This is a genomic window from Rhizobium sp. BK316 (genome assembly GCF_014193695.1).
Lineage (GTDB): Bacteria > Pseudomonadota > Alphaproteobacteria > Rhizobiales > Rhizobiaceae > Rhizobium.
Genome location: NZ_JACHZR010000009.1, coordinates 121502 through 148105, shown reverse-complemented (window position 1 = coordinate 148105; position 26604 = coordinate 121502). Strand labels below are relative to the sequence as shown.

General features: G+C 60.8%; 19 protein-coding genes. 7 read left to right on the top strand and 12 right to left on the bottom strand.

From position 1 onward, the window contains the following. Positions 1–106 precede the first annotated feature (106 nt). Positions 107–1117, bottom strand: a complete 1011-nt coding sequence (locus FHT87_RS30035) for a methyltransferase (RefSeq protein WP_183806346.1) — start codon at positions 1115–1117, stop codon at positions 107–109. A gap of 296 nt (positions 1118–1413) precedes the next feature. Here FHT87_RS30035 and FHT87_RS30030 point away from each other — a divergent pair, with 296 nt between their 5' ends. From FHT87_RS30030 to FHT87_RS30020, 3 genes are all read left to right on the top strand, one after another. Then, entirely contained in the window at positions 1414–3120 is a 1707-nt protein-coding gene (locus FHT87_RS30030) for an adenylate/guanylate cyclase domain-containing protein (protein ID WP_183806344.1), read from the top strand. 408 nt (positions 3121–3528) lie between these two features. After that, a complete protein-coding gene (locus tag FHT87_RS30025; RefSeq protein WP_183806342.1) occupies positions 3529–4221 on the top strand; it encodes a hypothetical protein in 693 nt (230 codons plus the stop codon). Between the two features lie 380 nt (positions 4222–4601). Beyond that, positions 4602–5099: a DUF488 domain-containing protein gene (locus FHT87_RS30020; protein ID WP_183806341.1), complete on the top strand. Its 498-nt coding sequence runs from the start codon at positions 4602–4604 to the stop codon at positions 5097–5099. Here the strand turns inward: FHT87_RS30020 and FHT87_RS30015 are convergent. Together FHT87_RS30015 and FHT87_RS30010 are read right to left on the bottom strand one after the other, a co-directional pair. Beyond that, positions 5096–5905 carry a hypothetical protein gene (locus FHT87_RS30015; RefSeq protein WP_183806339.1) on the bottom strand — a complete coding sequence of 270 codons (810 nt, stop codon included), beginning with the start codon at positions 5903–5905 and terminating at the stop codon, positions 5096–5098. The genes FHT87_RS30020 and FHT87_RS30015 overlap by 4 nt on opposite strands. Positions 5906–6042: 137 nt before the next feature. Continuing rightward, on the bottom strand, positions 6043–8079 hold the full coding sequence (locus tag FHT87_RS30010) for a P-loop NTPase fold protein (RefSeq protein WP_183806337.1): 2037 nt from the start codon (positions 8077–8079) through the stop codon (positions 6043–6045). 397 nt (positions 8080–8476) lie between these two features. Between FHT87_RS30010 and FHT87_RS31565 the strand changes: the two genes are divergently transcribed. Next, positions 8477–9250, top strand: a complete 774-nt coding sequence (locus FHT87_RS31565) for an RES family NAD+ phosphorylase (protein WP_183806335.1) — start codon at positions 8477–8479, stop codon at positions 9248–9250. A 466-nt stretch (positions 9251–9716) separates the two neighbouring features. Here the strand turns inward: FHT87_RS31565 and FHT87_RS30000 are convergent, their stop codons facing one another. From FHT87_RS30000 to FHT87_RS29970, 7 genes are all read right to left on the bottom strand, one after another. After that, complete coding sequence (locus FHT87_RS30000) at positions 9717–11174, bottom strand: HlyD family type I secretion periplasmic adaptor subunit (protein ID WP_183806333.1); 1458 nt, start codon at positions 11172–11174, stop codon at positions 9717–9719. After that, the gene (locus tag FHT87_RS29995; protein WP_183735854.1) at positions 11171–13315 is read right to left on the bottom strand and encodes a peptidase domain-containing ABC transporter; all 2145 of its coding nucleotides are present in this window, start codon (positions 13313–13315) and stop codon (positions 11171–11173) included. The genes FHT87_RS30000 and FHT87_RS29995 overlap by 4 nt, the downstream gene beginning before the upstream one ends. A 36-nt stretch (positions 13316–13351) precedes the next feature. Beyond that, positions 13352–13660, bottom strand: coding sequence for a hypothetical protein (locus tag FHT87_RS29990; protein WP_183806332.1), 309 nt, complete (start codon positions 13658–13660; stop codon positions 13352–13354). A gap of 67 nt (positions 13661–13727) precedes the next feature. After that, positions 13728–14960, bottom strand: a complete 1233-nt coding sequence (locus FHT87_RS29985) for a GTP-binding protein (RefSeq protein WP_183806428.1) — start codon at positions 14958–14960, stop codon at positions 13728–13730. Between the two features lie 66 nt (positions 14961–15026). Further along, positions 15027–20312 (bottom strand): DUF4082 domain-containing protein, encoded by a 5286-nt coding sequence (locus tag FHT87_RS29980; RefSeq protein ID WP_183806331.1) that lies wholly within the window; start codon positions 20310–20312, stop codon positions 15027–15029. Between the two features lie 409 nt (positions 20313–20721). Then, positions 20722–21252: a dihydrofolate reductase family protein gene (locus tag FHT87_RS29975; protein WP_183806330.1), complete on the bottom strand. Its 531-nt coding sequence runs from the start codon at positions 21250–21252 to the stop codon at positions 20722–20724. 209 nt (positions 21253–21461) lie between these two features. Then, positions 21462–21692, bottom strand: a complete 231-nt coding sequence (locus tag FHT87_RS29970) for a hypothetical protein (RefSeq protein WP_183735849.1) — start codon at positions 21690–21692, stop codon at positions 21462–21464. Between the two features lie 599 nt (positions 21693–22291). Here FHT87_RS29970 and FHT87_RS29965 point away from each other — a divergent pair. Then, positions 22292–22759 carry a DUF1440 domain-containing protein gene (locus FHT87_RS29965; RefSeq protein WP_246698235.1) on the top strand — a complete coding sequence of 156 codons (468 nt, stop codon included), beginning with the start codon at positions 22292–22294 and terminating at the stop codon, positions 22757–22759. Positions 22760–23349: 590 nt separating this feature from the next. On the opposite strand, the gene FHT87_RS29960 is transcribed toward FHT87_RS29965, so the two are convergent. Together FHT87_RS29960 and FHT87_RS29955 are read right to left on the bottom strand one after the other, a co-directional pair. After that, positions 23350–23700, bottom strand: coding sequence for a KTSC domain-containing protein (locus tag FHT87_RS29960; protein WP_183806329.1), 351 nt, complete (start codon positions 23698–23700; stop codon positions 23350–23352). 40 nt (positions 23701–23740) lie between these two features. Then, the gene (locus FHT87_RS29955; RefSeq protein ID WP_183735846.1) at positions 23741–24118 is read right to left on the bottom strand and encodes a KTSC domain-containing protein; all 378 of its coding nucleotides are present in this window, start codon (positions 24116–24118) and stop codon (positions 23741–23743) included. A 311-nt stretch (positions 24119–24429) separates the two neighbouring features. Between FHT87_RS29955 and FHT87_RS29950 the strand changes: the two genes are divergently transcribed. Together FHT87_RS29950 and FHT87_RS29945 are read left to right on the top strand one after the other, a co-directional pair. After that, positions 24430–24975, top strand: coding sequence for a terminase small subunit (locus tag FHT87_RS29950; protein ID WP_183806328.1), 546 nt, complete (start codon positions 24430–24432; stop codon positions 24973–24975). 2 nt (positions 24976–24977) lie between these two features. Next, the gene (locus FHT87_RS29945) at positions 24978–26492 is read left to right on the top strand and encodes a terminase (RefSeq protein WP_183806326.1); all 1515 of its coding nucleotides are present in this window, start codon (positions 24978–24980) and stop codon (positions 26490–26492) included. Positions 26493–26604 lie beyond the last annotated feature (112 nt).

Genomic DNA, 26604 nt, shown 5'->3' with positions numbered 1-26604 from the left:
CCCGCGGCAAAGCCGCTGGAAATGTTCTTCAAGCGCGCAAGAGAGGCCGACGTCCGACAATGAGAATGCGGACGGTATGCATGGGTGACTGCTTTTGCCTCCCACCTCAAGGCTTGAAGCCGATCACCATCGAATCCGGCCCCACCAAGGGCTCGACGCGCGTGGACACGAAGCCTGCTTCGCGCATCCATGCCTGACAGTCGGCACCGGAATAATCGAATCCGCCGGGGGTTTCGATCAGCATGTTCAGGCTCATCAGCAGCCCGAAGGCGTTCTCGCGGCGCTCATCATCGATGATGGCGTCATAGGCGATCACGGCCCCGCCTTTCGGCAGCGCGGCGAAGGCTTTTTCCAGCAGCAGCTTCTTCTCGGCGAGATTCCAGTCGTGCAGGATATGTCCCATCACGATCACATCCACGTCAGGCAACGGATCCTCGAAGAAGTTGCCGCCCTGAAAGCGGATACGGTCGGCAAGGCCCTGCTCTGCAACGAACGCCTCGAATATCGGCTGGGCGGCGGGCAGATCGAAGCCGATCGCCTTGAGGTGAGGATGCGCCCGCGCGATCACCACCGGCACCATGCCCTGTGCCGCGCCGATATCGGCGAATGTCGCGTATTTCGACCAATCGAACCTGGCTGCGATGACCTGCGCCGCCCCGGCGCTGAGGCCGCTCATGGCCTCGAGGAAGCTTCGCAACCGTTCCGGTTCCGCATAGAGTGCGGCGAAGAAGTCCCTCTTATGCTTGCTTTCATTCTGCATTTCCCCCGTCCGCAGGGCTTCGGTGAGCGACCCCCAGAAGCCGTAGAGCCGGGCATTGGCCATTTCCAGGATGCCGCCGACATAGGACGGCTTGGCCCGGTCGAGGAAACGGTCGGTATCCGGGCAATTGCGATAGATGCCGTCCTCGCGTTCGAGCAGCTTCAGGGCAACCAGGGCATCGAGGAAATCGCGGGCCGAGCGGGGATGCAGTCCGAGCCTCGCCTGCAATGCCGGCAGATCGGCCGGGCGTGCGGCGAGCTCGGTGAAGACACCGAGTTCGATAGCGCTCAGCATTGTCTTGGAGGCCCAGAAACCCATGCCGATCTTCATGATGTTGTCAGGTGTCAATGCGTCCATCGCTCATCTCCTCTTGGATCTGTGCCGCTGAACCGGCAGTCTGGAGTGGTGCTGAAACGAAACGCTCCGAGAATGCTCCTGCTCCGCGATTGTGCAAGCAAGATAGAGCGCTTTTCCCTATGATGGAGTCGGATGGCTGCCGGCAGGCTTCGCTTTGGGCAGCCGCGCCCACCCCGAATTCATCCCTGTCCTGGGCTCGATGGAGGCGGAGATCGCCTCGACTATCTCCTACCACTTGTTGACTCACCCGTGGTTGAACAATAACTTGCTAATTTGGTCATCAGGCTCGTCCTCACATGACGGATCCATCTCTTCAGCGTCGCCTTGCCGCCATCGTCGTTGCCGATGTGGTGGGATATTCGCGCCTGATGGAGGCAGATGAAGTCGCAACGCTGGAAAACCTCCGGGAGCTCCGTTCCGGCATCATCGAGCCGGCTGTGAGGCGTCACAAAGGCCGCATCTTCAAGGTCATGGGCGACGGATTCCTGATCGAATTCGGCAGCGCGGTGGAAGCGGTCGCGGCAGCGTTGGAAATGCAACGGGCCACCGCTGCTGTCGAGGCTTCCGCAGACCAGCGCCTGCTTTTGCGTATAGGCGTCAATCTGGGAGATGTCATTGACGAGGGTTCGGACGTCCTCGGCGACGGGGTCAATGTCGCGGCGCGCCTCGAGAGACAGGCCGCGCCGGGAGGCATCTGCATTTCAGGCGGCGTTCACGGCGAGATCCTCGACAAGATCGACGACCGGTTCTTCGATGCAGGCGAACGCTACCTGAAGAACCTGACCCGCCCGGTCCACGTGTGGCATTGGCCGGATGCGCTGCCGAGCATATTGCCACTGCCGGAAAATCCCTCGATCGCTGTCTTGCCGTTCACGAATATGGGTGGGAATGAAGCGGACGAGCCTTTCGTCGACGGCTTGACTGAAGACCTGATCACCGACCTTTCCCGCACGGCTGGCCTGTTCGTCATCGCGCGCAATTCCGTCTACGGCTACAAGGGCAAGCCGGTCGATGTACGCCTCGTCGCCCAGGAGCTCGGCGTCCGCTACGTCCTGGAGGGGAGCGCCAGACGCGCAATGGGCCGTGTCCGCATCAATGCCCAATTGGTCGATGCGCTTGGCGGCGGGCACTTGTGGGCCGAGAGATTTGACCGGACGGTGGAAGATGTTTTCGAATTGCAGGATGAGGTCAACGCCAAGATTGTCGAAGCCCTCGTCGGCCGGCTGACCACCCCGCCGCCCCGCAATCGGCCGAAGAACTTTGAGGCCTACGACCTGTGTGTGCGCGCCCGTCTGCTGACGGAAGAGTCGCCGCAAACCGAGCGTGAGGCCTATATGCTGCTCCAGCGCGCGGTCAAGCTCGAGCCATCCTATGCCGAGGCGCTTGGCCTGCTCGCCTATAACCGTTGGCTGGCCTGGACCCATTTCGGCGAGCCCGAAGATCCCAACCGTCAGATGGCGGTGACATCAGCGCAGAAGGCGGTCGAGCTCGATCCCAATGATGCCGGCTGCCGTTACGTTCTGGGGACCATCCTGGCTTATGAGCGGCGATGGGAGGAATCCGAGGCCGCCTTCGCCAAGGCCCTGGAGCTGGACCCCAACCACGCCGACACCTGGGCCGCCATGTCGGACATTTCGGTGCTGGACGGCAGGGTTGCCGACGGACTGGCGCAGATCAAAAAAGCCCTGCGGCTCAATCCCCGTCCAGCCTGCTGGTATCTTTGTCATCTCGGGCAGGCGCAATACGCCGCGCGTGATTATGAGGCGGCAGCCGCGACACTGCGCAAGGAAGACACGTATCGGACCAACTCCCGCAAATTCCTGGCTGCCACGCTTGCGCAATTGGGCCACCAGGAGGAGGCGCGGCGAGAAGCAGAACTCTTCCTGATCGCCCACCCTCATTTCACGATCGGCCATTGGCTCAGCTCCCAGCCGCTGCGCGATGCATCTGTACGAGACCACTTTGTCGACGGTTTTAGGAAGGCTGGCCTGCCGGAGATATGAGAGGGGATGGGGACAACACGGAGGCGTTCGAGGACTCCTTCGGACGCTTCACAAAAAGCGTCCACCCGGCCCGAAGCCTCCAATGCCTGCTGATGCTCCCTTACGGCGACGGTCCGCCTAACGGCAGATGACATCTCGGTCGCTTTGGGCACCGAGGCTCACCCCAACCTCCCTCATCCCTGTGCTTGTCACAGGGATCCAGCCTGCCCAAGTCCTTGAGCAGGAGAGACTCTTTCGCCTGCGCCGTGCCGCCTGCACGTCAAGGATATCATCGGATTAGCGCCACCGCTTGCAGCGATATCACAGCGCGCAAAAGCAAACATTGCCTCAATTGCAGAGCGTCGCCAGGCATGCAAAATATTGACGTCTGCGCGTTTGGAAAATTCCATTCATCTCCGATAGGTCCGTATGAACTACGTCATTTTCATGCTGTGCGTGTTCGCGATTTTGATTCTGTTTTTCGTCGCCACAATTGCAATTTTCTTTCTTTGGCTACGCCGTCTCTGGCGACGAACGCGACCCGACCAATCCATCCGAAGAGGTCTGATTGTCGCTTTTGGTCTGGGGGCGATCGTATCGCTCTTCGTTGGGATGAAAATTTGGGAGCGAAACTTTGTTCTCGCACGTGTTCCCGAACCACTTGAAGTAGCGGAGATCGAGTATCGTCTGGAGGAATCCTGGGGCGTCGGTTTCATGCCCGGCGACAACGAGACCGGATTCGTTGTCTATCGGCTGACCGATACGAGCGCAGATTGGGCACGGAAACAGGGGAGCCACCTGAAGGATATGCTTGCAGGGGGACAGGGAGCCTGGCACGCAACACCGGTCGACGACCGTGGCGACGAAAGAGCCTTGGGCATGTGGCATCCTTACGACGACGATCCAGATATGATGTCCGTGGAGCTTCCAGAAGGCCATCTGCCTACGATCTCTGAATACCTGGGAAAATACGGCTTCGATATCTCGATTAAAGACGGTCGAGACGGTGAAGCGGACAAAGCGATCCAGTCAACCGGATCATTTTACTCATACGGAACGGGCGGCAGCATCACGATTGTCGATCCAGGCCGCGGCAAGGTTTTTTTCGCTTATGCTGGATGATTAGCCGCATTGATGGTCGCGCCCTCATCCCTCCCCGGTTAGCCCTTTCTCGTGCTGGCACGAGGGATGTCACAGGGATCCAGCGCTTCTCCAACTTGATAAGCGACGAGGCGGCGGCATTTGGCGGACAACGACGGCAGTCTTGGCGGGAATTTCCCCAATTGCAGTCGTTGGCCCCGAATCAAGCGACGACCGTTTGGGGGCCGAAATCGGGCGGGCAGCTATCGATAAGAGAGCCCGATACCATGCGGTGCGACTGGTGCCATCGGAAAAATTCCCTCGCCTCTGGCGGCACGCATGCTGATGTCGTATCGAGACGGGCTGCCTGCGCAAGCGTGGAGCCAGCGAAGCCATTCACATTGGCGGAGAAGGAGCACTTGATGAAAACTGTCTACACGATCGGCTATGAAGGCACCGACATCGAACGGTTCTTGAAAACGCTCACCGCCGTTGGGGTTGAAGCTGTTGCCGATGTGCGGGCTGTTCCATTGTCTCGCAAGAAGGGCTTTTCGAAGAATTCGCTCCGAGATCATCTCGAGAATGCTGGTATCAGATACCTTCCTATGCAGGAGCTCGGAGACCCCAAGGAAGGACGAGAAGCCGCGAAGTCTGGTGACTATGCTCTTTTCCGCACGATCTACTCGGCACATGCCGATCAGCCGGAATCCATTGCAGCCATCGAGAAGCTCGCCGTCACATCGCAGGAACAGGCGGTCTGCCTTCTTTGCTTCGAGCGCGATCCGAAAACCTGTCACCGATACATCGTCGGCGAGCGGATGGGAGCCTTCGGCTACGAGATGTTACACCTCTTTGGCGACGATCCAGCCCGTTACGTGCGCCACCAAGATAAGCTGCCGAAGCGCCCGGGTTCGAACTAGAAGAGTTCGCCCTGCAACTGGTGTGGCGGGTAGATCAAGCTGATGATCAGCCACTGATCCTGAAATCTATGCTGGTTCCCCATCAGCAGCATCAAGTCCTTTGAAGGGATATCTCGCTCAAGCTTGTCGCGGAAGTGACGCTCCCAATCATCGCCATAAAGTTGGTCGCAGGTCAGGTACAGCGCACCAACCTCCCAGTCGACCAGCTTGTGCCTGAAGGCGTTGGTGGCAGCACCCTCGCCGCACTCATATCTATAATAGAAGTCATAGGGCAGTTTCCGTAGCGTCCTGATAGACGGCTTGTCATCCTTATCGAAGAGCCCACCCTGAGTCTGGCCGCCAAGAAGCTTCGCCAGATCATCTTCTGTCCACTGTGGATTGGAAACTGGCTCGATATCCAACCCGAGAATTCTCTTGGGCTTCAACAGAGCCAGCGATATGCGGTCCCGTTGGCGCGCAGCCTCTATGTCGTCGAAATTAATGAAGGGCTTGACTGGAGACAGCAAGCGACGGCGCTCGCCCCAGTTCCTTCCGGTTTCGACCAACGCCCCACCCTCAATGGTGTCTGTCTTGATCGTGAAGCTTTCAGGTCGGTGATCCTTCTTGGCCTTCTCGACCTTGGCCTTGATCCACTGCCACTTCTTGAACTGCTGCTCTTCAGCGATCAGGCGAAACGGCACCGGGAACAAGCGAACAAGGTCGCCTTTCTCGTCCATGCCAGCCACGCAGGTCGTTTCCGCATACTTGCCACTGGGCGACGGATACGTTTTGCAAAGGATGAGAATCCGGGCATCGACGACAGGCATGGCTTGCTCCGAGACAATCCGCCGTTGCGTCACGGCTGACCCGAAGTGCGCCAGCGTGTAGCCTCCAAGTCAATCCAGTGTTACCGTTTAAAACAGAAGACACACAACCATTTCTGGCTTTTATTTCGATCGAGCCTTTAACCGTTCCAATCGCGCACTACTCCGGCTTCTTTCGGCGCACGCTTAGGCTTTTCCGGAACTGCACCCGCCTCGCCTTCCGCAGGCGTAGGAATCGCAGCCGCCACTGTCGGTTTCAGCGTAGCTTTGGCTGAGGCGCGGGTCGCAGGGGCGTGCTTTGGGATGCCCATCAATTCTGCAGCGCGTTCCATTCGGATTCGCGCCAATCCCTCCTGGCTGTGTGCTCGCTGGACCATTTCTTTATGGACCTGCGGGTACCACGCACTTTCGGAAGCCAGCGCAGGATATTGCGTGAGTACTTTGTGTCGTTCTTTCAGCGCGTTACCGATCCAGTACCAACCCGTCTTCGGAGATTCCAGCCAGGCATCCACAAATGCCGCCGGATCCACGTACGCAAAAATCGGAATGTCCTCGTATTCCAAAGTCGCGTTGCGGCTGTGGCAAACCATATCGAAGAACTTTTGTCCATCCGTTTTGACGGCTTCCAGCAACGCTGGAACTTTGCCGGGGAGAGTGTCCGTCAGAGCACTCGTACGAGCCTTGACGAGATAGTCGAAAACACCCTCGAAATCAGTTCGATAGGAATCAACGACCCAATACATCACGCCGCCGGATGCGTCCTTGAACTCTTCGGTCCACATCCAGCCAGCCTTTCGCGGCGGCAACCGCTTTGCAGCCACGAGATCATCGATGTAGAGCTTGGCATCGTCGGCGATCTGCTTTGATGTGACCTTCAGCACGCCACGGGACGCCATCATCATCTTCAGTGCAACAATATGCAGGAACTCGCCGGAATCTGTTACCTGACGCTTTTCGAATTGCTCGTTCATTCGTGCCAGCGCGGGATCGCAGTACTCGTCATCGAGCTTGTCAAAGCTGCCGACGATCTGCCAAGGCGGCGCAGCCTCCTTTTCGAGAAAATAGGCACTGTTGTTCAATGACGTGCGGATGTGCTCCTCCGTGAAGCGGCCATCAAAGAGCATTTCGGCCAATACGTCATCGCCAAGCAATGTGCTTCCAATGTCGATTGACGTGTATCTTTGGGCAGCGTCGTATAGCCGGGATTTCGGTGGCTCTTCCGTTTTCGCGCGCCCCATATCCATTTTATGCGAGAAGATCTTTTCCTTTCTCCTGAAGAGGTCTTCGCGCTCCAGCTTGTTCGTTCTTGCTTCCACCGCGAGAGCGGAAAAGAGGCGGACCAATTCCACCATCGCCATGTCGTTCTCGAAATGACGATCCTCGAGGGCATCGGCGAGGCGACCGACATCCTCGATGACGTGTCGAAGGATTCGCAGAGAGGAAGTTCCGGACTCCCTGAACGTCGAAAGCACCTCCCGGCGATGGGCGCCAAGCTTGTCCGGCTTCTGCGGATCCTTGAAAAAAGCGACGAACTCCGCCAAGGCCGCCTCGACATTCGGTTCGACGTGAAGGGTTTGGCCGAAGACCTTTTCCTTGGTGTCCGCGAAGGTCTCAACCACCTTGGTGTCATGCGCGATGACAATCACCCGGCAGCCGTGGTGCTCCACATATCGATTGATCATTCCGAGCAGCACAGCGTTTTCGACGGTGCACCGCTCGAGGTCGTCCAGGATGAGTGGGCGTGAGTTGTCGACCTCATTCTTGATGAAGGGTCCAGTCAGAAGACTCGCCAGACCTCCAGTTCCCAGAGATCCAAGTACCGGAATGCCGACGGACGTGCTATCCATCTTCTCGGCGAAGCGCCTCACTGCCGAGGCCTTCGGGAACATCTTGGTGAAGATCTGTGCTTCAATCTCGCTGGGCGTGTTAAGGCCAAAGAGACTGATGTAGTGGGCATGTGTGTCTGGAAGCGCGCGCCGGACCTGATGGGTTTTACCCGTTCCCCACTCCCCGGTCACCAGTACGGCATAGCCGGGCTTCAGCCGCCCGACATAATAGGCGAGATACTTCTCGAGATGGCTTTGCGGCTCGATCGCCAGTGAGATTACAGACACAGGTTCCTCGAGCTCGGTAGCGGTGGCCCCGACAGGTTCATTGCGCAGAAATGGGATTTTCATAGTGTCGCTCGTTTCCCGATCTTCAACCAGTAGGCGCTCGATAGCAAAGACTTCGCCCGTTCTGCAAGTTTGGTTGGGGCAAACAACATTCATCCCATAGCCATACCTTCCCAATCGCCCAAAGAGTCGGCTTTCGAGCAGCGTGTATGCGGCCTCGCACGACTGGAAAGCGAGGGCGAAGCGGAAATTGTTTCCGCTGTCGGCCCGGAGCTGACTTCCTGTCGCACCTGAGAACCGCTACCTCAAGGCCAGTAAGTTGAGCGGGGGCGGGCTTGAATGCGCGACTTATTCGACATGCGGAGCGCGCATTGTCGGGGAAACCTTCTTGAGCATGTTCCCTGATCAGTTGAGCATCTAGTACTGACGTAGTGATTGTCGAATTTTGGGGAGTGAAGTCGTGACAGAAGAGAGTTTGGCTCTGACTTTCAAGTCGCATCGTGATTACCATCATTTCCGACGCGAGGTCGTGAAGTCACGTCGTTTCATTCGCTCTCCGGAGACGGAAGAATTTCTGCAAGCCGTCGCTGCGACGTGTCATACCCGAGAGAATATCGTCAACGTGGGCGCGAGGTTAAGGCGCGCTCAAGTGGCACATGGCCTGAGGCCGATATATCAAACCGGCGACGACGGTGAGGACATCTACGTCGACGATATCGCGTGCGCGGCCAACAAGACCCGCATGATGCCTTTGCGTGACCGGGCCAGCGACGGGCGCGTGAACCCCCGCGGCATACCCTGTCTCTATATGGCGACAGACGACGCCACGGCAGTATCGGAAGTCAGACCTGCGATCGGCGCTTACGTGACTGTCGCCGTTTTGAAATGTTTGCGCGAACTGAAATTGATCGACTGCAGCATTCTCGCCGAAAAGCAGTTCATATACTTCAAAGAGCCAGAACGCGCGGAGTTGGAGAAAGCCGTCTGGTCGGATATCGACAGGGCATTCTCAACGCCGGCAGACAGGTCCGACGACGCAGCGGAGTACGCTCCCACGCAGATCCTCGCTGAGTTGTTTCGCTCCCTCGGTTACGACGGCGTGGCGTACAAAAGCGCGTTCGGTGAGGACGGCTACAATGTCGCGATTTTCAATATCGACGATTTTGAAGTCGAGTGGTGTCGACTGTTTCAGGTGGAAGACATTACGCACAAAATCAAGCGGCAAGCCGACTAATCTGCGCTAAAGGGGCGCACAATTCGCGCCTCTCTGAGGACGAGACAGCTTTCAGGAATACACGCATCAGCTCTGAAGAACCTAAATGGTGCCGAAACAAGTCCTTCAGCAGGCGTAGAGGCACGTCTCCTGTTTGCGCACAGCAGACGTGAGGTCGGGATGTCTGCTTTCAGGTGCGTTTCACTACGGCGTGTATAACTGACATGGGGGCGCAAAGCGGCCCTATCTTTCGAAAAAGTCCGCTTGTGCTCAGAAGCGGCCATGGCTATCGGCGAGCCCGCCTCAACCGTTGTCGTGACAGATTCCCACAGCGATGACGGAGATGCGCCGCTTCCCCCTCCACGCTCGCGCACCTAAAAAACAGCCCCCCATCACAGGTCTGGGGGCAGCGCCGTCAGTGACAGCGCGCCCCCATCCCATGGCGCGTGCAGGTGGCCCCTCGCCCTACACCTCGCCGGCGGAACCCTCAATTCGGCTCCCGTATCGCATCATCCAGCCCGCGCATGAGCGGATAGAGGAAATACGAGATCACCGTCCGCTGGCCGACCTTGATTTCCGTCGACACGGTCATGCCCGGCAGCAGCCGAACCGGCACGTCCGAGGCATTCAGCCTTGTATCCGCAAGCAGGATGCGAGCCTTGAAGAAGGGTGCGGCCGGCTGGCTGGGCGTGGCGGTTTGTTCCGGCTGCTGGCCGGTCATGAACGTGTCCTGGCTGATGGTGCGTACCTCGCCAGATGCGGTGCCGTATTTCTGGAAGGGATAGGCGTCGAGCTTGATGCGCGCCTCCTTGCCGACGGCGATGCGGCCGATGTCGCGGGTGTTGATCGACACTTCCGCTTCGAGCGGCACGTTGATCGGCACCAGCGTGACAACAGGTTCGGCCTCGCGCACGACGGAGCCGATGGAGCGCTGGGCGAGATCGAGCACGACGGCATCGGCAGGTGCCGTCAGCGACACCATGTTGCGGCGCAGCTCCATCTTCTTCAGTTCCTCGTCGGCCATGTCGCGCTGGCCGCGCAGCTCCACCAGCTGCTCCATCGCGGCGCGGCGGAAATCCTCGATGAAGGCCTGGCGGTCGGCGCGCAGCTTGGCATAGGCATGCGCCGCCTCGTCACCCTTGCCGCGAACGGCGGTGAGATCGGATTCCACGTCGAGGCGGGCGTCGCGGGAGCCGAGCATGGTGATCAGCGAACCGCTCTGCTTGTCGTAGAGCCGCGTGCGCGCGCCCTCGATCTGCGAGAGCGTGTCGCGCCGGTCGATGAGCACGGCCTCCTGGTTCTTGGCTGCGGCAAGGGCTGCCGACTGGCCGGCGATCTGCTGGTCGAAATTCTGCAGCTGCGCCCTGTAGAAAGCATGCCGCTGGGTAAAGAGCTGCACCTGCAGCATCTCGTCGGGCGTCTTACCAGCCATGGCGGAATAATCGTCGCCGGCAAGCTCCGCCTCGATGCGCTTCACCTGCGCGTCGAGCGCCGAGAATTTCGCCTGCTGCTGGTCGACATCGGCCTGGCTGAAGGTGGCGTCGAGGGTCGCCAGCGTCTGGCCGGCATGCACCACCTCGCCGGCCTTCACGTCGATCGTGCGGATGATCGAGGTTTCCAGCGGCTGGACGACGATGGTCGGCTGGGTGGTGACGAGCTTGCCGGGCGCAATCACCACTTCGTCGATCTCGGAGACCGAGGCCCAGGTGATGGTGGCGGCAAGCAGCGCCGTCACGCAATAGAGCGTCATGCGCGCCACGCGCGGCGGCGCGCGTTCCTCCAGCTCGACGGCATCGGACTGGAACTCGGCAATCGCCGGCGGCAGCGGCGGGCGGGCGACGAGCTGCTTTCCCTTTTCCTGGCCTTTCCCCGGACCCTTGTCCGATGGCCCCTTGCCCGAGGGAACCGGCATGTTTTCTTCGGATTTTCTGACATGCGCGTTCATGCGACCTGCCTCATCTGCTGTGCCCAGAGGTGGCGGTAGGTCATGCAGCGCGACACGAGCTGGTCGTGCCGGCCGATATCGGCGACCTTGCCGCGATCGATGACGAGAATGGCATCGGCATCGACCAGCGTCGAAAGCCGGTGCGAGACGATGATGACGGTGCGCCCGGCAGCGATGCGGCTCAGGTTCTCGCGGATGATCGCCTCGCTGTCAGGGTCGAGCGCGCTGGTGGCCTCGTCGAAGATCAGGAGTTTCGGATCGGTGATCAGCGCCCGCGCGATCGCAAGCCGCTGCTTCTGGCCGCCGGAGAGGTTGGCGGCATTTTCCTCCAGCATCGTGTCGAAGCCGCGCGGCAGCCGCTCGATGAACTCTTCCGCGCCGGCGATGCGGGCAACCTGCATGATCTCCTCGATGCTGGCATCGGGTCTGGCGGCGGCGATATTGTCGCGCACCGAGCCGCGGAACAGGAAATTATCCTGCAGCACGACGCCGATGCTGGTTCTCAGATGCACGAGGTCGATCTCGCGGCTGTCATAGCCATCCATGCGCACCAGCCCTTCCTGGCTCTGGTAGAGCCCCTGGATAAGCCGGGTGATCGTCGTCTTGCCCGAACCGCTCTTGCCGACCACGCCGAAGACCGAGCCCGCCGGAATGGCGAAGGAGACATTGTCGAGCGCAGGCGCTGCATCGGGCGCATAGCGGAAGGAGACCCTGTCGAATTCGATGCGGCCATGCAGATGCGGCCGCACCCCTCGCCCGCGGCCCGCCTGCTCCGGCCGCTGGTTCATGATCTCGCCGAGCATGCGCACGGAGAGCGCCACTTCCTGATATTCATGCACCATGGTGACGATCTGCACGAGCGGCCCGGAGACGCGGCCGGCGAGCATGTTGAAGGCGACCAGCGCGCCGATCGTCATCGTGCCGGAGAACACGTCGAGCGCGCCGAGCCCGATGATCGCAACGCTCATCAGCTTCTCCAGCAGCCCGGTCATCGCCTGGGCGATGGTCGAGATCTTCTCGACGCGGAAACGCACGGAGATCGACTGGGCAGAATAATCGTCCCATACCTTGCGCTGGCGCGGCTCCAGCGCCAGCGATTTGACGGTGCGCATGCCGTGCACGGTTTCCACCAGCAGCGCCTGGCGGTCGCCTTCGGCCTGGTAGAGCGCCTGCAGGCGGCGCTGGAACGGCCCGACGAGCAGCATCACCACGAGCCCGACAAGGGCTGCGAAGCCGAGCACCACGAGCGTCAGCTTGACGCTGTAGAGAAGCAGGATCGGCACGAAGACCAGGAGCGACACGCCGTCCAGAAGCGTGAGAAACAGCCGCCCGGTCAGGAATTCGCGGATGCGGCCCGTCTGCTGCATATGCTTGACGAGAACGCCGGCCGAGGCCTGCTCGAAGAGCGCGATCGGCAGGTTGAGCAGGTGGCCGAAGGTGCGCGTCGCGACCCGGATGTCGATCCTGTTGGTGGCATAGAGCAGCAGGTAGCGGCGCAGGAAGGTGAAGGTCGCGTCGAAGACGAGCGCGATCGCGATACCCGCCGTCAGAACCGTCAGCGTCGCATAGCTCTGATGCACGAGCACCTTGTCGATGACGAGCTGAAAGAAGATCGGCGTCGTCAGCCCGAGGCCGTAGAGCACGAAGGCGGCGAGCGCGACATCGCGGAAGAAGCTGCGCTGCTTGATGATCTCGGGGATGAACCAGCGGAAGCCGAAGGGCCGGTCCTCGTCGGACATGCGATAGTTGCGCTTCAGCAGCACCACCGATCCGAGCCAGGCCTTGGCGAACTGCTCCTCGCTCAGATCAATCACTTCGGCGCGGCTGGCAAGCGGGTCGAGAACGCGGATCCTCTCCTCCTCGCCCTCCCCGACGGCACCGGCGATGACCACCCAATTGCCGTTCGAAAGTTCCGCAAGCACCGGGAAGGCCTCGCCGAGCTGGAACAGGCTTCGCCAGGTGAGATCGAGATGCCTGGCCCTCAGGCCGGCATCCTTGGCCATGCGCAGCAGCTGCCGCACGGCAACCGGATCGCTGCCGACGGCATAATCGTGCTGCAACCGCTCAGGAGAAAGATCGACGCCGTGATGACGTGCGACGAGCGCAAGACAATGCAGGTTGGTATGCAGAAATTCACTCATGGCCCACCCGAAACAAAAGAGACCGAGGTACCGCTATCAGTTGAAGTTCGGCGAAGCGTTCGAAGTACCGCCCTGCGCCGCCTGGATATCGGCGGCCGCGGCAGCCGACATGTCGCCGATGCGGCGAACCGCACCCGCCTCGACCAGCCCGCCGAGCGCCTTCTGCATGAGATCGACCGCATTGGCGAAGGCATCGACCGGCATGATGATGCGCTGGCGGAAGACCGGCTTCGGATTGTTGTTGGCATCGCGGTCGGTGGCCGACAGCGACATCAGGTCGATCCGCACGATCGTTCCCGTGATGGTGATTTCGCCGATGCCGTCGGCATAAAGTTCGCTGCTCATTGTTCTCTCCTCTGGTTGATAATCAAAACACCTTCACCTTAGGGCGTCTTACGTCCATTAGGACGCTCTAACTCTTTGAATGCGCATGGATATGTGCGTGCCCCCATGCTGGAAACGGATCTCGAAGGCCGACGGCAGTCAGCGGATCGAAACCCGTCTCCTCACCGGTGAGGCAATCGTCGAGGGCGGCGCGGATCGCCGCCTCGTCGAAGCCGGAACCGATGAAAACCAGCTCCTGGCGACGATCGCCCCAGCCGTCGTCCCAGTGCCGGTCCAGCAACTGGCGGAATTGCGGATGGCGCGGCCAGTGCGCCCGCGGCACCGATGCCCACCAGAATCCCCTGGTATCGATGCGGCATTGTGTGCCGGCAATCGACAGGAGGCCGATCTCGTCCGGCCGGGTCGCCAGCCAGAAATGCCCCTTCGCCCTGATGATGCCGTGCAACGGCTGATCGAGGACGCGGGCGAGCCGCGCGGGATCGAAGGGCCGGCGGCTGCGATAGACGAAGCTCGATATGCCGTATTCCTCGGTCTCCGGCACATGGTCGCCCCAGCCGTAAAGCTCCTTGTGCCAGAACGGGTGGCGGGCGGCCTTCGCCTCGCTGAACAGGCCGGTATCCATGATCGCCGATAGCGGCACCTGGCCGAAGACCGCATCGATGACGCGGGCATCCGGATTGAGCGCCGCGACGACCCGGCGAACCTCCGAGAGCATGGCGGACGGCACCTCGCCTGCCTTGTTGACGATGACGACATCGGAAAATTCGATCTGCTCGACCAGGAGTTCGACGAGCTTGCGCTCGTCGTCGCCGTCACGCCTCTCGCCGCGATCGGCCAGGAATTCGCCGCTCCGGTAATCGGCCAGAAGATTGACCGCATCGACGACGCAGACCATCGTGTCGAGCCGCGCCACATCGCAGAGCGCTGCGCCGTTCTCGTCGCGGAAGGAGAAGGTGGCTGCGACCGGCAGCGGCTCGGCAATGCCGGTGCCCTCGATCAGGAGATAGTCGAAACGGCCGGTAGCGGCCAGCCGCCGCACCTCGCTCAGGAGATCGTCGCGCAGCGTGCAACAGATGCATCCATTGGTGAGCTCTACCAGCGTCTCGTCCGTGCGCGAGAGGTCTGCACCCCCCTCGCGCACGAGATCCGCATCGATGTTGACCTCGCTCATATCATTGACGATGACAGCAACCCGGCGACCCTCTCGATTACTCAGAACATGATTGAGGACAGTCGTCTTGCCGGCGCCGAGAAACCCGGCGAGAACCGTTACCGGCAATCTGTTGTCTGCATGCATCATCGATATCATCACCCTTTCCGGATGCCCTGTCTTACAGGTGCTTGGGCCTCACATGTCAGCGGGGTTTCACGCCGCAAGCTGCGGTCTGAACGCCACGTCCACATAGTAGTTTGTGCTGTTATAGCTGGCGCTCGGGAACAGCCCGCCCGCCCCGTAGGCATAGACGCCATTATTGCCTGATGGCGCCTTGAGATCGCCATTCGTCACATCGGCGCTGAAGTAATTGCCGGTCGCCGAATAGTTGCCTGATGTGCTGTAGGAGACGACGTAGGTCGTATCCGCCGAGATCGCCACCTGCTGCGTGAGCGCGGCGGTCTGCCAGCCGCTCGCCGTTTCGTTGTTGAAGGTGACGCTGCCGAGAAGCGTGCCCGAGGCGGTCCAGAGATAGCCGTTGTGCGGGCCTGTATTGTCGGCCCCCTTGTAGAAGCGGATGCCGGTGATCCAGCCTGCCGTATCGGCCTGGAATTTCATGCCGAGATTGACCGGCTGGTTGTCGTTGGTGTTGACGATGGCAGGCGTTGCATTGGCAGCAAACAGGTTCTGCTCGGTCGCCGGGTCGTTGATATCTAGCGAGACCTGTGCCGATGCCGTGCCGCCGTGACCGTCGGCAATCGAATAGCTGAAGCTTGCCGGGCCGGAATAGCCGGCGTTCGGGGTGAAGGTGACGGTCTGCGCCTGGCTGTCGAACGTCACCGTTCCGTTGACCCCGCCGCTGGCGCCGGTGATCGTGAGCGGATCGCCATCGGCATCCGTGTCGTTGGCCGTGAGAACAGAGGCCTGGAGGGTGATCGGCACGCCCGTATTCGTCGAGAAGCCGCTGTCATTGGCCGCGACCGGCGCGACGTTCTGCTTCACCTGATAGACGACGTCGACCCAATAGTTGGTGGCACTGTAGGAAGCGGTCGGGAACAGGCTGCTCGAACCGTAGGCATAGACGCCGTTGCCGCCGCTCGTGGCACTTGACGGCGCCGTCAGCGAACCATTCGTAAAGTCCGTGGTGAAATAATTCGGCGTCGCCGAGTAGAAGCCGTTCGAATGGTAGCTCGCTACATAGGTGGTGCCGGCCGTGACATTGATCGGCTGCGTAAAGGAAACCGTCTGCCAGCCGCTCGCCGACTCGTTGATGAACGTCGCCTGCGCCAGCAGCTGGCCGCTCGCGGTCCAGAGCGAGCCGACATGCGTGCCGGTATCCTGGGCGCTCTTGTAATAGGTGAGCCCGGTGATCTGGCCGTTGGCTGAAGCGATGAACTTGACGCCGAGCTCGACCGCGTTCGCATCGTTGGCGGCGGTGACACCAGACGTGTCCGCGCCGGTGAACAGGCTGGACGTTGTGCCGCCGCCGGGCTGCGAGTTGACCGTGAGGCTGACGGTCGCCGACGCCGTGCCGCCATTCCCGTCCGAGATCGAATAGGAGAAGCTTGCCGCACCCGTATAACCCGTCGTCGGCGTGAAGGTGACGGTATTGGTCTGGCTGTTGAACGTCACCGTTCCGTTGACCGCGCCATTGGCGCCGGTGATCGAGAGCGGGTCGCCATCGGCATCGGTATCGTTGGCGAGCAGGTTGGCTGCGGCAATCGACAGTGCCGTGTTGGCATAGGTCGTATAGCCATTGTCGTTGGCGGCGACCGGCACCGTGTTGCCGGTCGATTGGTTATAGACGACATCGACCCAGTAATTGCTCGACTGGTAGCTCGATGTCGGGAAGGCCGTACCTCCGACCGCATAGACGCCGTTATTGCCCGCAAGTGCGGTCAGCGAGCCGTTGGTATGGGCTGTGGTGAAGTAGTTTGCCGTCGCCACATAACTGCCGGTCGTGTGGTAGGAGGCGACATAGGTCGCACCCGCCGTGATCTGCAGCGGCGTGGAGAAGGTCGCCGTCTGCCAGCCGGAGAGCGACTCGTTGTTGAAGCTGACCGTGGCGATCAGCGTGCCGTCCGCCCTCCAGAGAGAGCCGGTATGCACGCCGGTATCGCCCGCAGCCTTGTAGAAGCGGATGCCCGATATCGTGCCGTTTGCCGAAGCGACGAACTTCATGCCGAGTTCCATCGGCGTATTGTCGTTGAAGCCGGCCCCCGTCGGCCCTTCGCCCGATGTAAACACCGTCTCGCCGGCCGGTCCTGACTGGATCGTGAGGCTGACATTGCCCTGATCCGTGCCGCCGCGGCCGTCCGACACCGTATAGGTGAAGCTTGCCGGGCCTGAATAATTGTTGGCCGGCGTGAAGATGACGGTTCCGGCCTGCTTGTCGAGGGTGACCGTGCCGTTCAGCGCATTGCCGACGGCGGTGATGGTGAGCGCATCGCCATTGGCATCGGTATCGTTTGCGAGCAGCGCGGCAATGGAGATGACAAGCGTTCCGTTATGGCTGGCGATCAGCCCGCTGTCGTCGGTCGCGACCGGCAGGCTGTTGGGGCCGGCATCGAAGACCACATCCACCCAGTAGTTGGTGCCGCCGGGGCTCTGGCCGGGGAATGTGCTGGCACCGCTATAGGCAAAGACGCCGCCGCCATCGACCGCCTTCAGCTGGCCGCTCGCATAGGGCTGGCTGAAATAATTCTCGGTCATCGAGTAGTAGCCGTTGCTGTGATAGGAGGCCACATAGGTCGTGCCCGCCGCGATCTGGATCGGGCTGGAGAACATCACCGTCTGCCAGCCGGAGAGCGATTCCCCTGTCGAGACGCCCGTCGCCAGCAGCGTTCCGTCGCTCGCCCAGAGGCTGACGACATGCTCGCCGATATTGTAGAAACCCTTGTAGAAGCGGATGCCCTGCACCAAGCCCGCCGTCGTCGCCTGGAAGCGCAGGCCGAGCTCGACGGGATCGCGATCGATGGCCACTTCGGTAGCCGGCTTTTCCGCAAGCGTCCACAGGCCCTGCGTGCCCGGCAGGTTGACCGTGACCTGCTTGCCGGCCGAGGGCGCTTCCAGATTGACGCTGTCGTCGACGGCGCGCGACAGGATCGTATAGGTGCCGCTCGCCTGGACGACCCAGTTATAGCTCCAGTTCTCGCGGCCGGTCGCCTTGAACCAGTGCTGGCCGCCATCGGTGGAAACCTCGACGCCGGCGATGATGCCGCCGCCGAAATCCTGCGCCGTGCCCGTGATCGTCACGTGCTGCCCTTCGAGGAAGCTTGCGCCGATGACCGGCGACGTGATCGACGAGGTGGGCTTCAAGAGGTCGGTCGATTGGGTGGCGAGGATCAGGCTCGCATCCAGCGTCGTCGGCTGGATGCCCATGTCCGCAAACATGTTGACCATCGCCTGCTGGACGTTGCGATCGGTCGATGTCGTCGGACCCTGGTGGTTGTCGCTCAGGCCCCAGGACCAAAAGACGGTGCCGGCGCCGAAGACCAGCGCGCCGCTTGCCGCCCGGTACATGGTGAGGCTGTGGGTTGCGACGGCAGAGCCGATCGTCGAGCCGTAATCGCGCAGATACGTATCGACCGAGACCGAAGAGAGCGACAGGTTGATCAGTCCAGCCGGACGGAACCCGTTCTCGACATCGGAATCCCATTCGTAGCCGAGCAGGTTCTGCACCAGATTGTAGGTATCGCCCTCCTGCAGCTCCGAAACCTCGGTGTTGCGCCAGAAGCGCAGGTTCGAATAGTCGTAGGGGATGGAGATCGTATCCTGGCGGTAGCTGTCCACCGTAAACATCGTGCCCGTCAGCGAATTCTCGGGCTCCTGCCCCGGATCGGCATAGCGCGGATCGCGCCACGTGCCGGTGCCGACACCGCTCGGGTCCGTGCTCGTGCCGTAGGTCTCCTTGTAGCAGACCATGGTGCGGTAGGCCTGGCCGCTGCCGTCGATGCTGCTTTCCCAGCGGACTTTCCAGTAAACCTCGTTGCCGCTCCAGAAGGCGAGGTTCACGCCGGCATCGCGCGCGGCCTCGACATTGGCGCGCTGCTCGGCAGACCAGTATTCGTCATGGCCGACGGAGAGATAGGCATCATGGTTGAGCAGCAGGCTGCCGCTGCGCGTCGCATCGACGCCCGAGATATAGGACACGTCGTAGCCGTTCTGCTCCAGCCACGAGATGGCAGAGGATTCGACGCCGAAGATGAAATCGTGCGAGCCGCCGACCGGGCTCGTATTGGTGATGATGGGCCTGTTATAGCTGACCGCCGAGGCGCGGCCGATCGCGGTCAGCCCGCAGCTGCAGTTCGGCGGCAGGTAGCCGATCATATCGGCGGGATCGACGGGCACTTCACCGTAATAGAGGCTGGCGCCGCCCCAGGCATTATAGGCCTGCCATGTCGTATCGGACGTCTGGAAGACGATATCGCTGGTGGAAGCATCGTCGCGCACGACGAAGGGGATGATACCAGCATCCTCGACCCCATCCTCGCGCACCAGCTTGGCAAAATAGACGCCCGAGACGAAATCGGAAGGGATCTGCCAGCTGGCCGACACCGACCAGTTGCCGCAATCGATGAGGCCGAGCGACATGTCGACGATCGGATGCGGCTGGACCTGCGCCGTGGTCAGCGTTTTCTCGATCGAGTCCACCTTGCGCGCGCCCATACCGCCATAATAGCCCATGCGGTAGATATCGATGCGGTAATGGGTGGAATCCGTGGCGATCTTGAAATCGACCGTCCCGCCGACATTGGTGCTGATTTCGGTGGCAAAGCCCTGGATGGTGCCGTTGCCGTCGCCCTCCAGCCCCCATTCGCTGATGGGGTTGCCCTGCTTCATGTTCTCGAGCGCGATCTTGTTGGGAACAGCCGCAGCCGCAGCCGCGGGCGCTGCAAGCGTCGCCGAGGCCACGGGGGTTTCGGCCGAAACGCTCTCGCTCGGCTGCAGCGAGATGGAGGCGATCGAGGTCTGAAGGCGTAACGACTCCGTGCCGGTACCGGCGGCAGGATCGGTCGCAGACGTGGTGGCGGTCGCAGTGCCGGCATCGCTGGTGACGCCTGTCAGCGTCGGCGCCGCAGGCAGCGTCGCCGCCTCCTGGTACGGGTCCGGGCCGAGCACGGTGCGCTCGGTGGACGTGGTCGTCGTCTGCTGCGCCGGGAGGATCGACGCCGTCGTGGTAGACGCGTCCAGCGCGCCGCCATCGCCCGCGGGCGCCGGCATCGCCGTCGGCGATAGGGAGGCAGTCTGCACGCCGCCGAAGGAGATCGGTGCGGCAGGCTGCATCATATTGCCTGCGAAGGAGGACGGGACGGCGCCACCGCCCGGATCGGTAAAGCTGCCCTGATTGGCAAAGCTTAGGGAACCCTCGGCACTCGTGGAAGACACAACCGTCGCGGTTCCCAGCACTGCGCTCCAGGCTGAGGGTGCACGACAGATACTCAACGCTCCACCAAATGTACTCAGGTACTCAAGACTACTAACCCGAATTCTCCGCATAAGCGGCGTCCCCTCTCCCGTCCACCAGCCTCCTGGATCTGCCCCTCAACCGGCTCCACGAAGCAGCATTCCAAGGCTGCATACTGGCAGCTTTCGCGCGGGAACGAACGACAGCAATCCGGGGTATGAGGGTGATGCCCCCCTACGCCCATATGATGACCCCCGGCATGCCCGACTGGCATGGCAGCAGGTTTGCCTGTGGAGGTTGAGAGGAAATTTGGAGCGTTGCGCGGCCGGTGGGGCGCTCGGGATCGTTCGAGGCCTGGAGATGACCTTTTCGTCTTCTGACGTGCCGTGCGTCACCCCGGGATGCACGCAAAAACACAGCTTGTGCGGTATATTTTCGAACAGGCTGGTGCTCGCCACGCGCATCGAAGCGAGCAATCGTGACCTCTGGCGCGCGCCTGCCTCAGGCCGGAACGTAAGTCAGCCTGATCACGTCCTCGTCGATACGATCGCTGGCCACAAGGCGCAGCCGCGGCCTGGGTGCTGTGAAGAACGGCGTGCCGTGGCCGAGCACGACAGGATGGAAATAGAGCTGATATTCATCGATGAGGCCAAGCTCCGTCAGGCTTCGCGCCAGGTCCGATCCGCCAACTCCGATCTCCCCGGTAAGCCGGTCCTTCAGTCCGCGTATGGCAGTTTCGAGGTCACCTTCGACGAGGGTGGCATTGGGGCCGACCGATTTCAGCGTGCGTGATACGACCCACTTCTGCCGGCTCCGCCACGCCGCCGCAAACTCGCCTCCCGCCGGCTCCCAGTCCGCATGATCTTCGTCCCAATAACGCATGAGTTCGTACATACGGCGACCGTAGACGATGGCCGCCGCGCCGCGCACGCTCTCGATGAAGTGGCGGAAGAGAACGGGACCGGGCATGAATCTGTCGTGATCGATGTAACCGTCCAGTGACACGTTCAACCCGTATACAAGCTTGGCCATGTCCTCTTCCTCCTCCAGAGTGTGCTTTGAATCGATGCTGTAAGCGCCGCACCATCGAGATTCTGATTGCCCTATACAATCAGTTGCAGGATAGCTCGACTGGTTTCAAATCGCAATCAGTTTTTGGAATGCGCGTAAACGCTCGACACTCGGGCTGCCCGCTCGATCCGACGCTGGAGACGCCGCTGCGCACTTTTGCTGGAAATGCTCTATATATCGGCAAGCCTGAGTTCGATCAGTTCACGCGCCAGCTCGTAGGTTCCGTCCTCGTCGTCGCCGGAGGCTTCATCGATCATCTCGGCGGCGGCGCGGTAGACTTCCCGCTCTTCCTCAGGGGAAAGCAGACCCCTATTGCCGAGCACGGAGATGAGTGAGTTCAGAATGGCGGCAGCCGATAGTGTAATTGCCTCGGATGTGAGACGCGTGGATTCTGAAGACATCTTTATTCCTCGATCGATAGAACAACGCCTGAACAATACGCTGGGCCAAGCAACAAGTTCCAAGTCGAGGCCCGCCCGGAGATCAGGCCGATATTATCGCGACAATAATGGCGGCACCACCCCTGATGATTGCAGGAATTGGGCTAAGCCGTTTTGGTAGATTTTATCTTGAGGATGCCATCATTCAGGCCATCCTGCCGGGGAGTTTCACTGGTATGCAACTTGACCTGCGCGGGAATGGCACAGTAGTGCGAAGAAGCTGTCTCACGGATGAGTGCCTTATCCGGATGCCGGATCGAGCCTGAATTCTCTCTTGCGTCCCCCGGCCCCCCTCTGTCCTGCCGGGCTGCCGGGGGTGGGCCATACGTGCTGTTGCGACGTCCGAACGATACCGCGAGGCGTCGGCCGAGCGCCTGATTGCCACATCAAATTGCTGATCTTTTAAGCGCAATCGGTGTATAATGATGTTGGAGCCTGCTAGCGGTACATGCCGGGTTCCCATGAAATCGAGGATGCGGTCATGCCTCTGGCAGGCGCGCGGCTCCGAATCGACCCGGTTCGGAATTCGCGTGTCAACCTTATGCTCATGAGGCAACGCCATGAAACTCCTCCACCACCCAATGCCGACGCTCCTGGATGAACGGGCCGGGCTGATCGCCGGCTTCACTGCCACGGTCGTAATTTCCATCCTGATGATAGCCCAGAAGGCGGCGGGCCTGATGCCGCAGCTCGATGTAATCGCAGATATCGCGCGTCTGGCCCAACTGCCGGCAGGCACGATCATGGCCCTGTCGTTCGGATGGATCGGCCACTTTGCCCTCGGAACAATCGTCTGGGGCACCATCTATGCGGCGATGCACGCAGACCTTCCGGGCCTCCCGGTCGTCAGGGGCCTCATTTTCGGAGCTTTAGCCTGGCTCGCGATGATGATCGTCTTCATGCCCATGGCCGGCCATGGCCTGTTCGCACTGTCGCTCGGCCTTCGGGCGGTCGTGGCCACCCTTGTTCTTCACCTGGTCTACGGTGCGGTTCTGGGTGTGGCTTACGCCAGAGCTGCGCATGAATAGCATCCGAGGCCGGAAAAGCTGAAACCTTTGGCCTGCGTCCGTCGGTGGTGGAAGATGCGGTGGCGCAGCGAAGCCACCTGACGGATCGGCACCTCATTCAGATGCCGGATTGAGCTTGCCTTCGCATGCTGACTTGAACTCCCTGGCACCCCCCTGTGCCCTGCCGGGCATCTCCCCCACAAGGGGGAGATTGGCTGGGCGCGCCGGTTTCCCCAAACAACAAGCGTTGCAAACTGCGCAACGTTTGTGATGTGCGAAGGTCTGGCCGCTTGTCGATCTCCCTCCTTGTGGGGGAGATGCCCGGCAGGGCAGAGGGGGGTGTCCCGCGGCACAACACCAGCCATCCCTCACCCCCGTTATCCCGCTTCCGGGACAGCCGATACCAGCCCCATTTCCTCTTCCATCCCGGCTAACCACCTGAAAATGAATAAGAAATCGGATTAGTGCAGCAAAAACGCCCCAAAATCCTGCTAAGTCATTGATTCTGAATAAGTGATCCACTTTCCCTGAAAATACGCGTAAAGAAATTCAATTCAGAAGAGAGTGCCGGATGACGAGAAAAATTTGAAAGTTTTTTCGCCCCTGGTGCGTCACTTATTCATTTTCAAAGACTTAGACAGTTTTTGCAGCCATGCCGGCAGCATTGTGCCCTGATGGCGCGGCGTCTCGGCCTTCAAAATTCCGCCCGCCGCGGGATGGCGGTGCAAGCGAAGCCGGAAAAAGGAGAAACGTGGAGGAGGTTCGTCGTCGGTGCGGGCAAAGGCATGGTGGATGTGCTGCGTGTAATACCAGCCGGGCGACGGCGCGGTGAGCAGGTTTTTGACGACGGCGGGAGGCACGTTGAAATAGCGGCGACGGCCTTTCAGGCGAAGCTTGACGTCGAGGGTCTGCGTCGCCGCATCATAGGTGATCTCTTTGATCAGTCGTGATGAGAGTTCCATCGTCGCTATCCGGAAGCGGATCTGAGGCGAGATCTCAGGACTATGCCTCGCGCTTTCTTGGCGCCGCCGCCGCTCTTGCTCCCATGTTTTGGGCTCTCATGCTCTGGGCTCCCATGTTTACACCTGGCCTGATATGGATGCTTGCTCTCGTGCTCGTATTGGCAATTGCCCTTGCGCCCGATACTTCGAGGGCGACATTTGCGGGCACGATCTGGGATTCGTAGTAATCCAGCTTATCGGCCGCCACCCGCAGGCCGACGATGTAGCCCGGCATGACATTGAGATGGGTGCGCTTGGTGCCATCGGTGAATTCGATCACCAGCCGGGAAGTTTTTTCGCTGTAGCCGATCCAGTTTATTTCTCTCTCCCGGCGCTTCTTCTTGGAAACACCAAGAGATTTTATCAATTTTTCAAGCATCGTAAAGCTCCCTCTCCTCTCTGCCGCAGTATTATCAAATTGATTTTCTCAGCAACGAAGAGCTTTTCCTTCGGTTAATAGCGGTGGTTAATCCCCGTGGCCGCGATCCGGTCCACACCGGGTGCAGGCATCGCCCGTTCAGGACATGCCCACGGGCTCTTTCTTCTCCAGCGCCAGGAACGCAGGGAACGAGGTCTGGCAGAAGCGCAAAACGCCACGTGTCCGAAAAAGTTCCTGCATAGGACTTTGGTCCGATATCGCCTCGACAACCATTGGCCTGCACTCTCTCGGGCAAACCGGGAGCCGATCGCATGACGGAACTGACGGCGCGCCAGCAGCGCTTCGTGGAAGAATATCTCGTCGATACTGTGGGCGCGCACGCGGCGATCAGGGCCGGCTATTCGCCGCGCGGCGCCAAGAAGAGAGCCTGGCTGCTCCTGAAGAAACCGGCCATCGCCGCCGCCATCGAAACGGCGACGGCGGAGCGCTCGGAGCGCACGAAAATCGATGCGGACTGGCTGCTGACGCGGCTTGCGGCCGAAGCGGAAGCCGATCTCGGCGATCTCTATGACGAGAACGGCGATTTCAAGCCGATCAGGGAATGGCCCTCCATCTGGCGGCAGGGGCTGGTGACGGATGTCGAAATCTCCGCGCTCTATGAGGGCACCGGCAAGGAACGCAGGGAGGTCGGCCATGTGAAGAAGGTGAAATTCGCCGAGCGGCTGCGCCGGCTGGAGCTGATCGGCAAGCATATCCGCATCAACGCCTTCAAGGAGATCGTCGAGCACAAGGGCCTCACCGCGCTCGCCGAGCGGCTGGAGCGGGCACAGAAGCGCAATGATGGCGAGGCGCAATAACCATGACGCCTCAAAAACCCCTGCCCGCCGCCGCCCTGCCCGCCGTCTCGGGCGACAGCCGCGATCCCAACGACGAGATCATCGCGCTTGCCGCGTCCTGCCGTTTCAGCCCGAAACGCTGGAGCCGGCTCGCCTGGGACTGGGGTATCGGCGAACTCGCCGGCTATGACGGCCCCCGCCCCTGGCAGGACGAGATCAACGATCTGATCGGCGCCCATCTGGCCGATCCCGCCACCCGCTATCAGCCGCTGCAGATCGCGGTCGCCTCTGGCCACGGCATCGGCAAATCGGCTGAAATGGGCATGCTCTCCAACTGGGCGATGTCCTGTTTTGCCGATTGCAAGGTGGTCACAACAGCCAATACCGAGGGCCAGCTGCGCACCAAGACGGCGCCCGAGATCGGCAAATGGTTCCGCCTCTCCATCACCGCGCACTGGTTCGATGTGCAGGCCATGTCCATCAAGTCACGCGATCCCGAGCGCAGCGAAAGCTGGCGGCAGGATTTCATCTCCTGGAGTGAGCACAATACGGAAGCCTTTGCCGGACTGCACAACAAGGGCAGGATCATCCTGTTGCTCTTCGACGAAGCCTCGAAGATCCACGACAAGGTCTGGGAAGTGGCCGAGGGCGCGCTGACGGATGAGGACACCGTCATCATCTGGATCGTCTTCGGCAACCCGACGCGGAACAGCGGCCGTTTCCGCGAGTGTTTCCGCCGCTTCCGTCACCGCTGGACCGGAAGGCAGATCGACAGCCGCTCGGTGCCTGGCACCAACAAGCAGTTCCTGCAACGTCTCGTGGACGATCACGGCGAGGATAGCGATATCGTCAAGGTGCGCGTGCGCGGCCAGTTTCCGAGCCAGTCCGCCATGCAGTTCATCTCCGCAGATGATGCCGACCGGGCGCGCAGCGTCCATCTTCGATCCGAGCAATATGGCTTCGCGCCGGTCATTATCGGCGTCGACCCCGCTTGGACGGGCGATGACCCGACTGTCATCATGCTGCGCCAGGGGCTCTACTCGAAGCGGCTCGCGACCATCGCCCGCAACGACAATGACATCGAGGTCGCCAATCTTATTGCCCGGCTGGAGGATGAATATGAGGCGGATGCGGTCTTCGTCGATGCCGGCTATGGAACGGGCATCGTCAGCGCCGGCATGGTCATGGGCCGCTCCTGGCAGCTCGTCTGGTTCGGTTCCACCAGGGTGCTGGACCCTGGTTACTACAATATGCGCGCCTATATCTGGGGGCAGATGAAACGCTGGCTGAAGGCCGGCGGCGCGATCGACCCCGCCAATGAGGCTCTCTATCAGGATCTGGTGGGGCCGGAGACCGTGGCGCGGCTGGACGGCAAGATCCAGCTCGAAAGCAAGGAAGACATGAAGGACCGCGGGTTGCCATCGCCCAACGAGGGGGATGCGCTGGCGCTGACATTCACGCAGCCGGTCGTAAAGAAGGTTCGTCACCGGGCGGAGACCGGCGTCAAGGCAGCGGTGGATTATGATGTGTATGGGTAGTGTGGGGAATGACGGGGTTGCGGAATTCGGCAGCAGAGGCCGCCAACGTGGTCGGCCGCTTCGCGCCAAATGCGGTCGTCAGAACAAGCTTTCGTTGCCAGCGTCACAATGC